Raw genomic sequence first — 14,033 nt, forward strand, 5'->3', positions numbered from 1 at the left:
AACTGTTGATCATTATGTCTAAGGTTGTGCTGTCATGAGTGAAAAATTACAAAAGGTTTTAGCGAGAGTCGGGTTAGGCTCGCGTCGCTATATGGAAGAAGTCATTGCTGCTGGTCGTGTCAGCATCAATGGTCGTATTGCCCAAGTCGGTGAGCGTATCGAACCCACTGATGAACTCCGTATCGATGGTCGTAAAGTACAATTCCAAATTGAAGACGAAATTCGTCGTCGCGTTTTAATTTACTATAAGCCAGAAGGTGAAATTTGCTCGCGCAATGACCCTGAAAAACGTCCAACTGTATTTGATCATTTACCACAAATTGCCAATGACCGTTGGGTAATGGTAGGTCGTCTAGATATTAACAGTACCGGTTTATTGTTATTCACAAATGATGGTGAACTTGCCAACCGCTTGATGCATCCATCGAATGAAGTTGAACGTGAGTATGCTGTACGTGTCATGGGTGAAGTAACACCACAAATTCGCAACACCATGCTCAAAGGTGTTGAACTTGAAGATGGTCCAGCCAAGTTTGAATCATTCTCTGAAATTGGTGGTGATGGTATCAACCGTTGGTATCAAGTTGTGGTTAAAGAAGGTCGTAATCGCGAAGTACGTCGTATCTTTGAATCACAAAGTTTGAAAGTGAGCCGCTTATTACGTACCCGTTATGGCACGGTGATTCTTCCACGTGAGCTACGTACAGGCCGTTGGATGGAATTAGATAAAACAGATATCGACAATTTAGCGAAATCAGTTGAGTTAAAACCACGTCAAGGTACTGGCTTGTTTGGTATGGCAAAACGTCGTACTGAAAAAATGGCAGAAAAACCATTGGCTGCACGTCGTGGTGGTTATTTACGTCAACAACGTCGTGATGATGAACAAGATCAATCACAACAACAACGTCCAAGCGGTAATGGCAACAATAACAATGGTCGTAAAACCATTGGTTTTAATAAAGGCTTTAAGAAGTTCTAATTCTTGGCTTTAAAATAAAAAAACGCTCTGATTAGAGCGTTTTTTTATGCTTGAATTTTAATGATGATGGCTTACACCCTGAGGAATGGCATTCAGCAGTTTCTTGGTATATTCATGTTGTGGATGTAAATACAACTCATCCGAATTGGCAATTTCAACCAATTCACCATGATTCATCACCATCACTTGGTCAGAAATATATTTCACTACGGATAAATCATGCGAAATAAAGATATAACTCAAACCAAATTCATCCTGTAGATCCTGCAATAAATTCAATACTTGTGCCTGCACCGAAACATCCAAGGCAGAAACAGATTCATCACAGATTAGAATCTCAGGTTTTAAAGTCAGACAGCGTGCGATGGCAATCCGTTGTCGCTGACCACCTGAAAATTCATGCGGATAACGATCATAAGCTTGTATTGGTAAGCTCACCCTTTCCAATAGCTCAAGTGCAATTTTCTTGCGTTCAGCATCACTCTGTCCAATGCCATGAATTCGCATCGGCTCCAATAAAATCTGCCCGATGGTAAAGCGTGGATTGAGTGAAGCGTATGGATTCTGGAAAATAATTTGAATTTTACGCTGATACTGTGAAAATTCTTTCTCAGTCATGGCAAGAATATCTTTGCCACCAATCAAAGCCTGCCCACCTGTCGCCTCATGCAAACGCATTAACAATAGGCCAATGGTGGTTTTCCCAGAACCAGACTCTCCAACTAAACCTAAAGTCTTGCCTTTAGCCAGTTGGAAGGACACGCCTTTTACGGCCTGAAATTCATCACGGCCCCATAGTCCTTTACGGCTATAAAACGATTTTTTCAAATCTTTGACTTCTAAAACAATGGCTTCTTCACCAGTGAGTCCTCGCGACCGTTGTTTCAGATTCAATTCGGACAAATTGGTTGCTTCAATCAGTTGTCCATTTTCGTCCTGCTTCATAAAATCACTGGTCACAGGTAAACGGTATGGACGTGTTGAAAGCTGCGGACGACAATGCAGCAAGGCACGGGTGTACACATCTTTCGGTTGTTCCAACACTTGCTCAACAGCGCCAGATTCACGGATTTCACCATGGCGCATTACGATCACTTCATCAGCAATTTCGCCAACCAGTGCTAAATCATGGGTAATGAACAGCATCGACATTTCATGGCGTTGTCGTAGTGATTCCAACAAATCAATGATTTGCTTTTGAATGGTGACATCTAAAGCCGTGGTTGGTTCATCCGCAATCAATAATTTTGGTTCACAGGCGATTGCCATCGCAATCATGACCCGTTGTTGCTGACCACCAGAAAGCTGACTTGGATACGCATCTATTTTTGTTTCAGGTGCAGGGATACCGACTTCTCGAAGTAACTCAAGCACTCGTACTTTAGCCTGCTTGCGTCCCATGCCTAAATGAATGCACAGCACTTCGGCAATCTGATCACCCACGGTAAATACAGGATTCAATGAAGACATCGGCTCTTGGAAAATCATGGCAATTTCCTTACCACAGATTTTCCGAATCTCTTTTGCAGATAAATTCAGTAAATCCTTACCCTCAAAAGTAATACGACTTTGCGTTGCAATTTGACTTTGCCCTTTCGGCAATAAACCCATCACCGCCAAAGAAGTGACAGATTTACCACTGCCTGACTCACCGACCAAAGCCACAGTTTTATTTTTAGGAATTGAAAATGAAATTCCTTTAACCGTTTCGATCCATTGTTTATTTTCGCCTTTAAAGCTGACCCGAAGATCGTCTACCTGTAATAGCGGTGTTTCATTTTGAGGTTGCATAATTTTTCTCCGCTATTTCAACTTAGGATCTAAAGCATCACGCAATGCATCGGTAAACATGGAGAATGCTGTGACCAGAATAGCCATTGCAATCGATGCCGCTGCCAATTGCCACCATTTGCCCAAAATCAATTCACTTTGTGCCTCATTCAGCATACTGCCCCATGACACCACCCCCACAGGAACACCAAAACCAAGGAAACTCAGAATCACCTCCGATTTGATAAATGACACCACCAGAATCGAAATTTGAACTAACGCGATATGACTGACATTCGGAAAAATATGCACAAACATACGGCGTAAATGGCTGACACCAATGGCTTTTGCGGCAAGCACATATTCACGCGATTTATGCTTCATATATTCGGCACGAATCAGACGGAATACTCCGGTCCAACCCGTTAGACCTAAAATCAGCACAATCGATAGAATGCCCTTTTGTTGGAGTACCGCAGCAATGGCCAACACCAATAATAAATAAGGAATCGAAGTAAAAATGTTGTAGAACCAGTTCAGAACATCATCGACCCAACCACCGAAATAACCTGCAATCGCACCCAAGAAAGTACCGATGACCACAGCCAATAAAGCGGATAACAAACCGACCAGAATTGAGGTTTCAGCACCTTTAATGGTTTTGAGCAGGACATCTTGCCCCCACTTATCTGCCCCAAAAGGCAACGTGGTTTTTAACTCTTGTTTTTGATCAAGTAGATGCCCACCAAGCTGTTGATCAATTTGCTGCATATCCTCTGCTAAAGGATCAACCACACCATAATTATCAATGACTGAGCTACCTTGTTGTTCAGCCTGAATTTCGGCATTGAGCTGTTGAATCACATCTTTTAATGGATCAACTGGATTTTCAGGTAATGCCTCTATCTTCTGACTACTGTCTTTAATTTGATCGGACTCAGTATCCGCCCCTAAAAATGTCGGTGGCGCGTAGCTGACTGCGACTTCTTTATTCCAGTTGGAAGCAATCACGCCTGTCATTGATAACGCGAGCAGGATGAAATAAAACAGCACCACCAAGAAAGAAACCACGGCGATTCGATCTGATTTCAATCGATTCAAAGCCAGTTGCCATAATCCTGTTGAAGCAGATGATTCATTTGAGGAGGTTTTATCTTTAAAAATTGTACTTAGCATCGTCATCCCCCCCTACTTCAACTGTACGCGAGGATCGAGGAGCTTATAAATCAGATCGGCGATCAAGTTAAAAATCATGGTCACAGCAGCGATATATACCGTGATGGCCTTAATTACAGGGAAATCACTACGCTCAACCGCAATAATAATTTCACGCCCGATGCCTGGGATACCAAAGAATCGCTCAATCAAAAATGCCCCAATCAATAAAGCAGGTAAGCTGGCCATCACTTCGGTCACAATTGGAATCGAGGCATTACGCAACACATGCACCCCGAGTACCCGAGACTCACCTACACCTTTGGCGCGGGCAGTTCTGATATAATCCTGATTAATTTCATCCAGTACAAAACTACGATACAAACGTAAAGTTGGGGCAATACTCACCACCAACATGATTAAGATCGGCAGCAATGCATAATGGAATAAATTTTGGCTAAAACTATCACTCCAGCCCTGTACGGGGAACCAACTGAGTTGGTATGCCAACACATACTGGAACACGATGATATAAACTAAAATACTGATCGACATGCCAATGGTACATAACATCATCACCATACGATCTGTCAGTGATCCACGAACTGAAGCAACCGCTAAAGCGAGGATAATTGAAATCACCGTTTGTAAAATCGTGAGCGGAATCAATAAAGTCAGTGAAGGCCCTAAACGGGTCAGGATAATCTGTGATACAGGCTCTCCCGTACTCCAACTTGCGCCATAATCAAAAGTCAGAATCTGCTTGATAAAAATCCACAACTGCACATAGTAGGGCTGATCAACACCCAACTGCTTGCGGATGTTATCAATTTGCTCTGGGTTCGACATTTTGCCTGCCAAAATATATGCAGGATCTCCCCCCACCCAGTTAAAAAGAAAGAAAATGAGCAAAATGACACCCAACATGGTCGGGATCATTTGCCATAGTCTGCGTACGACATAAGCGAGCATAATGGCAAATCCTTATTTGACCCGTTGACCTGTGATTTCATTGAAGAATGCTTTGTTATCAGGCTCTCGACCTAAAAAGTCTTTCACCAGTTGAGCTGCATCTTTTTGACTGCCTTGTGAAAGAATGGCCTGACGATAACGCTGCCCTACAGCTGGATTATTCAAGTTATCGCCAAAAGCAGACAACATATCAAGCGCCAAAACTTCAGACCACATATAGCCATAATAGCCTGCTTGATAACCCATCAAATGCCCAAACTGACCAGGGAATTCGGTATTCGGTACATAGCCAAGAGCGGTTGCCGATTCCATTTTTTTCCAAACATCCAGCGGCTGTACTTTGAGTGCGTCTGCTCCATGTAATGCCATGTCGTATTGTGCATAAAGGGTTTGACGTGCATAACGCATACCACGTCCATAATTGTGTACCGATTTCAAACGAGCAATCAGCGCATCATCTACCCGAGGACAAGCTGGATCACAATAATCAGCAACTTTAGATAATGTTTCTTTACGGCGTGCCCATTCTTCATACATTTGTGATGGTGCTTCAACAAAGTCACGTTCTACAGATGTACCCGACTGACCTGAATAACGGGTTTTCGATAAAATGCCATGTAGCGCATGACCAAACTCATGCACAAATGTTTCTAACTCATCGCTATTTAAACCTTTACGGTTAAAGTTGGTGACCAAGACTGAAATTGGCTTACGCTTGCTTAAAGTGCTGCCGCCATAGACGCCCCACACGGCTGCATGGCCATATTTACCTTCACGTGGAAATTTATCCATATACAGGCCACCTAGTACTTCACCTGTTTTCTTGTCGGTTACATCGTAATATTCAACTTCGTCTTGCCATGTATCCACTTTGGCAGGCTTGAATTCAATGCCATATAAGTCTGAGGAAATTGCAAATAACCACTTTTGTGCAGCAAGGGTCGGGAAATAATCACGTAGTTTTTCTTGGTCAATCTGATATTTGTCTTTCCGTAGTTTTTCGCTCCAATACCCCACATTCCAGCGATTAATTTCAGCTTTATCCAAAGAGGTATTTAAAGTTTTTGCTTTAAATGCACGTAACTCATCCACTTCTTTTTGCTCTAACGGTGCCACGACTTTATGCACATCAGCCAAAAAGTTATTGACTGTTTTTGGCGTTTTCGCCATACGTTTCTTTAATGCCCAATCGGCATAACTTGGCTGACCAAATAACTGTGCCAGTTCATAACGTAAATCGATGATTTGCTTGAGTAAGACAAGATTCTTTTCAGTACCCCGACGTGTAAATGCGGTCTGATAACGTTTTCGAGCATCATCACTGTCCGCCAACTCCATGAATGGTTGGTATTCAGGGTACTCAAACCCTAATAAATAATTGCCTTTGTCATTTTTCTTTAAACCTGAAATATAACTGTCAGGTAAGCCCTTCAGCTCAGCAGGTGTAAACTCTAACTTTTCTGGATTATCACGAATGTTGCGAGAGAACTCTTGCGAGAGTTTGGTCAACTCATCAAAAATATTTTTAACACGTGCTCTTTTTTCCGGTGGAAGTTGTACCCCTGTATCTTCAAAGGCATCGAGAATATCCTTACGATATTTACGATCAATCGGATCAGTTGCTTTGGTATTTTTAAATCGTTGGTACAGCTTCGGATTTTGATAAATTTCAGTTTGTAATTGATTCAATTTTACTTCGCAGTCTTCAGCTGCCTTACGTAAGCTGGCATCAGGATCAACATTGCTATATAAGCTGATCGGGCCAGCAAAGTCCTCAACTGTTGCCATCAACCGATCCCACTCAGCCAATACAGGTGCAGCATCGGACTGCGGTTTAATACTTTGCTTTTCCAGCTGAGCAATACTTTGTTTTAATGTCTGTATATTGGCATCACACCACTGGGCACTGGCGCTGGTTTTTAAAATGGGTAAGGTGGTTCGTGTATTTTCTTCAGCCCATATACCTTGACTGATCCCTGTTACAGCCATCGATAACAAGCCAAGGGTTGATAATTTCAACATTTTTTTCGCCATGCTTTTTCTCCAATTTAATGTGTTTGTTATTTCTTATCTTGAATATCAATGTACATCCACTCTGCAGGCAGCACAGGATGCTTTTTATAGCCAATAACACGTGGTTGTACGACGACAGTACGGTAACGGGTCGACATGAATTGTACTGGCGAATAGAACTCTAACAGACGTGACATTTTGCGATACAGCACATCGCGTTCAGGTCCATCATCAAGTTTTTGTGATTGCTCATATAAGCGATCATATTCAGGCAATTTAAAACAGGTATGGTTGGTTGCATGAATATTATTGCCATAGAACAACTGTACAAAGTTATCTGCATCTGGATAGTCTGCAATCCAAGCTGAGGCCTTAAACATGGTCTTACATTGCTTTTCTGCCTTTAAGCCTTCAGCAAATGGAACCGGTTTCGACACCATATTGATCTTGATATTGGTGAGATCTTTTTTCAGCAATTCTGCCATTTGCATACTGCGGGCACTGCTGGTTGAAGGCATAAACTCAATCACCAACGGCTTGCCATCGGGTAAAGTCCGCCAACCATCCTTGCCGACTTTATAATTGTAACGATCCAATAAAAGATTGGCTGCCTTGACCGAATAAGGAATGCTGCTCTTATAATTTGGATCATGTCCAGCTACACCAAACGGGATTGGCGATTCTAATTTTTGGGCATTGCCTTTGGCCAAGATGGTAATAAATTTTTCTTTGGAAATCGCCATAGACATGGCACGACGTAGTGCAATTTTGTCTTTACTGAGACCACCGACCACTGGGTTCTGAATATTCCAATACAGATAATCAATCGATGGATCTAGAATTCGAGACAGTTGGATGCCCTTCTTGGCGAGTTCAGGTTTTAATGACCCATCCGCTTGCAATGCCTGTACCGGCAATTCGCCATCCAAGGTAAATAAATCTAAGCCATCTTTTTGAAAAGATAGCCAACCCGATTGAGATTCCTCGATTACCTGAATATCGACTACACCCACCTGTGGCATTTTTTTGCCTTGCATCTGCTGCACGATTTTTTGGTCTTCTGGATTGTTGGCCTTAAAGTCCCATGTGAAGCCACGATAGTCTGGATTGGCTTTTAGAATAATCCGTGAACCTGGTGTCCAATGCGCAAGGACATAAGGTCCCGTTCCGACTGGACGTCCCATCACATAACCCGCTTTATCTCGATAATGCTCAATCACCTCTCTTGCCACTGCACCTGTGGGTTGATGTGCCAAGAGCATCGGAAAATTATGATTCGGTTCTTTTAAGCGGATCACCAAGGTATAGCGGTCAGGTGTTTGTATCCCTGCCATCGGCTGATCGTAGCTAAATTTTCCAGTTTTACTGGCCTGCTGAATAAAAGGTTCAATCCCTGCAATTTTATCTTCAAATAACCAGCTATTCGGCGAGTGTAAATTGGGATCGATGAGACGCTTAAATGAATAAGCATAATCCGCTGCGGTGAGTTCTCTTGGCTTGCCCTTAAATACGGGATCAGGGGTGAAATAAATCCCTTTCTTGATCCGAATGGTATACGTTAAACCGTCTGCACTTACTTCCGGTAAAGCAACGGCTGTTTTCGGAACCAGTTTTGCAGGTGAGGCCAAATAGTCATAGGTGTAGAGGGTTTCAAAAATAGAATACAGCACATGTGCTGAATATAGATCTTGTGTGGCAACAGGGTCAAAACCCGTTTCTGCCACAGGAAAAGCATAACGCAGCACTTTTTTCGGATCTGCTGGGCTTTTCGCCTCTGCAACAGAGATTCCAAAACTTGTGGCTGCCCCCAGTAACAATGCCAAACCGTAAGGTGATATCGAAAATTTAAAATTTTGTTTCATCATACATGTATCACTTATTTTTCACTTGGTGAAACAATATCTAAATATTGCCAATTGGTATTCATAATCGGATGTGCTTTAAAGCCCTGAACTTCAGGTTGGATCAACCAGTTACGAATCCGTGTATCTTGTAAAATCCAAGTCCCATCTGCTTCAATTTGGCGGCTCATTTTTTCATAGAAAGGCATACGTTTTTCAGGCGGTTGCTGCATCGCTTGTTTATATAAATTGTCATAGGCTGCTGACTTATAGCAAGATTGATTACCACGTCCAATATTCGGGCCATAGAGTAATTGCGTGAAGTTCTCACCCTCTGGATAATCCGCATGCCACGCGCCACTCCACATCATGTATTTACATTGCGTCGCTGCTTTTAAGTTATCAGCAAAATTACTGATTTTAAAATCAGCCCGAACGCCTATCGCATCCAAGCTTTTTTTCCAAAGCTCCGAAGATATCACCTTCGCAGAGCCTGTTTCTGTATTGATTTTTAAAGTTAGAGGCTTGCCATTTGGTAGATTGCGATAGCCATCCGCTCCTTTTTTATAACCAAAATGATCGAGTAATTTGTTGGCTAAAACTGGATTGTAACCAACACTGCTACGATAATTCGGATTATGTCCACTGATCCCTTCTGGTACCAGCATTTCAGCTTTAACAGCCTGTCCTTTTCTTAAAATACGGATATATTCATTCACATTAAAAGACATTGCGATTGCGCGTCTTAACGCAATTTTATCCAGACTATTACCACCAACGACAGGATCACGCATATTCAACATGGAATAGGTAATTTCAGCTTCTTTATTTGCATAAAGACGTATGCCCTGCTTTTGCATTGCTGCTTTTAGCTGGTTATTTGGGTCGAGCACTTTAGGAATTGCATTATCTGTGACTTTATCAAAATCAAGTTGTTTAGACTGAAAAGCGAGCCAACGTGATTGTTCTTCTTCAATAATGCTGATGTTGACCTTGCCAATTTGTGGCATTTGCTTGCCACTCATTTCTTTGACAAGTTGATTATCCCAGGCAGTGCCTGTCGATTTAAAATTCCAGACAAAACCACGATAATCTGGATTGGCAACCAGTTCGATCTTACTGCGGGGTACATATTTACTCAGCATGTATGGCCCTGTACCAACAGGATGCATCGCTAAACGGTCTTTATAGTACTCAACCACTTCTCGCGCTGTCGCGCCAAAGGTGCTATAAGCCAAAATATAGGAAAAATTGTAATCAGGTTGTGTCAACGTAAATTGAATTGTATATTTATCCAGTGCCTTGATTCCTGCAATCTGGGCATCGTAGTTAAAGGTGCCTGTTTTTTTGGCCTGATCAACCAGCGCATTTGCACCGACAATTTTATTATCAATAAAAGAAAATGATGGCGCATGATTTTTAGGGTCTAATATTCGCTTAATGGCATAAACATAATCCTCTGCAACCAGTTCTCTGCGCTTGCCTTTAAAAGCAGGATCATCGGTAAAATAAATACCTGGCTTTATTTTAAATATATAAACCTGCCCATTTTTCTCGATCACAGGAAGGCTTTCTGCTGTTGATGGAACTAACTTTACTGGGTTAGCTAGATAATCGTATTGAAGCAATCTTTCAAAAATTACATCGGCGACATTCCCACTGTAAAAATTAAAAGTTTTAACCATATCAAAACCATCATCTGGTGCTTCAAAAGCCACGCGAAGGACTTTATCCGCCTGTGCTGGTGTTTTGGCATACCCCATTGGCATAAATGCAATAACGGTTGATAACAAAGTGACCGTAAAAAAAGTTGACTTCAAATCAGTGCTCACATCATCGTTTTTTAATAAATACTAGACTTTCGCATAGCATTCAACATTACTACAGTTTCTCTCCTCACGATTTTCATTCCATTTTTTTATTAAAAAATCATTCAGTTAATGATTTTTACCAGCTGGAAAAATTAAACCAAAAGAGAAACGCCTTAAAGCTTGGAAATTATCTAGCGAATTTCATGCCACTTTTCAATTAAAAAAAACATGCACAAAATTTCACCAGCAAGAATTTAAATTGAAGTTAATTTTCAGGCATCTTAAATAAAAGTAACTTTATGCCAAATCATATTTTTATATATTATTTCCTGTTTCAATGAAATAAAAATTATAAAATACAGGTTTTATTGAAATAAAAAAGCATTTGCACCACAAAAATGCACAAATAAAACTTTATGATTCATTTTAATGCATTGCTTAATCTCACGTTATTTGAAACTTTATGACAATAAAATCACAGCTACAATTTATCTTTGGTTTTTAATATTTAGTAAAAATATGAAAAGCTTATATATAAAAACTAAAACACTTTTACATAATTTATTCTACATTAAGCGAAATCTAAAAATAGGGTTTGGCACAGGTCTTGCTAAAACGGATTTATTGAATTTTTAGAGTGGCAAACCATTTAGGGGTTAAATAATCAATGAAAAAAGCCAACTTCGCTCCACCTAGCACTTCGCCAAAAGCGAGCAAAACCATACTTAAACTCAGTACACTCAGTTTAAGTATGTTGTGTTTAACCATGGCTCACGCTGCCGAGGCTGAGTCACCATCCGAGGAAAAAGCAGCCAAAGTCGTAAAAGTTGCGGTCACAGGTTCGTCAATTAAAGGTGTTGCAGCACAGAGTGCCTCACCCATTACCATTGTCAAAGTTGATGAGATTCTGAAACAAGGGGTCACGACAACAGAAGAAGCTCTCACTAAAATTACGGCCAACCAAGCAGGTTTTGTTACGTCACAAAACGTCGGACGCTCTGGCACTGCGGGAGCAACAGCCAATTTACGAGGAGTTGGCGAAAATAAAACATTGATTTTACTCAATGGCCGCCGTTTGGCTGCAAGTGCGTTTGATAGTGGTGTAACCAATTTAAATGTGATTCCACTTGCTATGCTTGAGCGTATCGAGATCGTCCGTGATGGTGCTTCTGCAATTTATGGTACCGATGCGATTGGTGGAGTCATCAACTTTATCACCAAGAAACAATTTACTGGATTAAATATCAGCGGTGGTCTTACCCAACCTGAACACAAAGGTGGTGATACTCAAGACTTCAGTATTTTTGGTGGTTATGGCGACCTTGAAGACAATGGTTTTAATGTCTTTGGTGTGGTTGATTATCGCCATGGCAATGACATCATGGCTAAAGACAGAAAGGTTAGCGCCAAAGGCAGCCTGATTCCCGAGCTTGGTCTTGATGCAAGAAGTTCAGCCTCTTTTCCTGCCAATTTCGTTGATTCTAAAAATGGAATCAGCGGAAATCCTTATGCAGCAACGGGCTGTGGCGGTTATGCAGGTAGTGAAGCGCTTGATAATATTTGCCTACTAAACACCCAAAACTTGATTGGAATCGTGCCGAAAACAGAAGATATTTCCGCAATGGGTCGTTTAACTCTGAAGCTAAATGATAGCTTCAACGCTATTGGTGAATATGTTTATGCCAATAACAAGGTCTCCACCTCAGTCGCACCTGATGTCTATAACGGCAATAATAAAGTGAGCCTTGGCAAAAATAGTAAGTATTATCCAGGCAATGGTTTCGTACCAGCTGTTGCGGGCCTCAGTGGTGAACCACTTCTACTCTCACTACGTTCGCAAGCTGGTAACCGTATTAGCGATACAGAGAATGAATCTCACCGAGTTTTTGCAGGTCTTGAAGGTGAAGCATATGGTTGGGATATCAATACAGGTGTCAGCTATGCACGTAGTGCCGTCACTGAGACAGCAAGCAGTGGATATTTAGATAAAGCTGCAGTGCAATCCGCTTTAGATGCCGGCCAACTTAATCCATTTGGACCACAGGCGGCTGGAGATGACCCGAATCTTTGGAACAAACTCTCACTTTCAGGAGACTATAACAAAGCAAAATTAGAATCTAGTACAGTCGATTTTACTGCTAGCCGACCAATTTATACCTTACCTGCTGGTGAGGTTGGTTTCGCATTTGGTGGTAGTTTCCGCCATGACAAGTGGGATTCGACTGTAAACTCAGATCTCGCTGCTCGTTTACCAAGCCTTGGAACTGATCCAAACAATCCACATCAAGAAGGCAAACGTGATATCTCATCAGTATTTACCGAATTCCAAATCCCACTACATAAAACATTAGAAGCACAAATTGCAGCGCGCTACGACAACTATAGTGATGTCGGTGATACCTTTAATCCAAAAATTGCTTTACGTTGGGAACCACTTAAACAATTAATGTTCCGTACATCGTATAGCACAGGCTTCCGTGCACCAACCTTATATGAAATCAATAAAACCAACAGTCGAACGTTATCACCAAGTAACAGTGACCCAATTTTATGTCCAGGTGGTGAGGTTGCTGCTGGAGGGAGTAAAGCACGCGATTGTAATCAGCAGTTTGATCGTATGCAGGGCGGTAACAAAGAGTTAGAGCCTGAAAAATCGACGTCAATCACAGCGGGTTTTGTACTTGAACCCATCAAAAACCTTGTGTTTTCTCTAGATTACTACAATGTCGAAGTTAAGAACCAAATCTCGGCACTTGAAGCATCGACCATCTTTGAAAGCCCAGATAAATATAAAGACAAATTTGTTCGTAAAGCAGATGGTTCAATCGACTATATCATTACCACGATGCAAAACATGGGTAATTTAAAAACCCAAGGTTTTGATGTCAGCCTGAACTATTTAACTCCTGTCACATCAACTGGTCGTTTTGGCTTTGGTATTGATGGAACCTATGTCACCAAATACGAATATCAAAATGAAAAAGATGGTGAGTGGATCAGCAGTCTAGGTGTTTACAAGGACGATGGACCAACCATCCGCTGGAAACATGTCGCGAATCTTAACTGGAGCTATGAAGACTGGTCACTCAACTTCCAACAGCAATTTACACGCGGCTATAAAGATCAAAACTCAGAAAATCTTGATGATGGTTATAAAAATCATCGTGTCAGTGATTACACCCTTTATAACGTTTCGGGCACATACCGTGGTTTCAAAAATCTGGATTTAACACTTGGTATTAAAAATATCTTTGATGAAGAACCAGCAGCATCCAACACCTTGGAGAATTTCCAGTATGGCTATGACCCACGTTTTGGTGATGTAACAGGTCGAACTTACTTCGCCCGCGGTACTTATAAATTTTAATGTGCTTCACCACTACGACATGATGTTCCTTCTGTCGTAGTGGTTCACCGTAATCCTCTGATTCATCAAAAATTAACGCGGTCCGTATCAATTTTTTAATTGATCCCCTCCTCCAAACGACG

At 41.5% G+C, this 14,033-nt stretch carries 8 protein-coding genes; 2 read left to right on the forward strand and 6 right to left on the reverse strand.

What is annotated here, in order from left to right; all coding sequences use genetic code 11:
* Positions 1–34: 34 nt before the first annotated feature.
* A complete protein-coding gene (rluB, locus tag MMO42_RS12245) occupies positions 35–982 on the forward strand; it encodes a 23S rRNA pseudouridine(2605) synthase RluB (protein ID WP_005151069.1) in 948 nt (315 codons plus the stop codon).
* A gap of 57 nt (positions 983–1,039) precedes the next feature.
* On the opposite strand, the gene MMO42_RS12250 is transcribed toward rluB, so the two are convergent.
* The 6 genes from MMO42_RS12250 to MMO42_RS12275 are packed head-to-tail and all read right to left on the reverse strand — an operon-like array spanning position 1,040 to position 10,553.
* Positions 1,040–2,773 carry an ABC transporter ATP-binding protein gene (locus tag MMO42_RS12250; protein WP_241320716.1) on the reverse strand — a complete coding sequence of 578 codons (1,734 nt, stop codon included), beginning with the start codon at positions 2,771–2,773 and terminating at the stop codon, positions 1,040–1,042.
* 12 nt (positions 2,774–2,785) lie between these two features.
* Positions 2,786–3,928, reverse strand: a complete 1,143-nt coding sequence (locus MMO42_RS12255) for an ABC transporter permease (RefSeq protein ID WP_241320717.1) — start codon at positions 3,926–3,928, stop codon at positions 2,786–2,788.
* Between the two features lie 12 nt (positions 3,929–3,940).
* Positions 3,941–4,879: an ABC transporter permease gene (locus MMO42_RS12260; protein WP_241320718.1), complete on the reverse strand. Its 939-nt coding sequence runs from the start codon at positions 4,877–4,879 to the stop codon at positions 3,941–3,943.
* 12 nt (positions 4,880–4,891) lie between these two features.
* Positions 4,892–6,913 carry a M3 family metallopeptidase gene (locus MMO42_RS12265; RefSeq protein ID WP_241320719.1) on the reverse strand — a complete coding sequence of 674 codons (2,022 nt, stop codon included), beginning with the start codon at positions 6,911–6,913 and terminating at the stop codon, positions 4,892–4,894.
* Between the two features lie 26 nt (positions 6,914–6,939).
* Positions 6,940–8,754, reverse strand: a complete 1,815-nt coding sequence (locus MMO42_RS12270) for an ABC transporter substrate-binding protein (protein ID WP_241320820.1) — start codon at positions 8,752–8,754, stop codon at positions 6,940–6,942.
* Positions 8,755–8,768: 14 nt separating this feature from the next.
* Positions 8,769–10,553: an ABC transporter substrate-binding protein gene (locus MMO42_RS12275; RefSeq protein ID WP_241320720.1), complete on the reverse strand. Its 1,785-nt coding sequence runs from the start codon at positions 10,551–10,553 to the stop codon at positions 8,769–8,771.
* Positions 10,554–11,211: 658 nt separating this feature from the next.
* Here MMO42_RS12275 and MMO42_RS12280 point away from each other — a divergent pair.
* A complete protein-coding gene (locus MMO42_RS12280; RefSeq protein ID WP_241320721.1) occupies positions 11,212–13,911 on the forward strand; it encodes a TonB-dependent receptor in 2,700 nt (899 codons plus the stop codon).
* Positions 13,912–14,033: the final 122 nt, after the last annotated feature.

Origin of the sequence: Acinetobacter sp. ANC 3882 (assembly GCF_022549545.1) — a bacterium.
Classification (GTDB): domain Bacteria; phylum Pseudomonadota; class Gammaproteobacteria; order Pseudomonadales; family Moraxellaceae; genus Acinetobacter.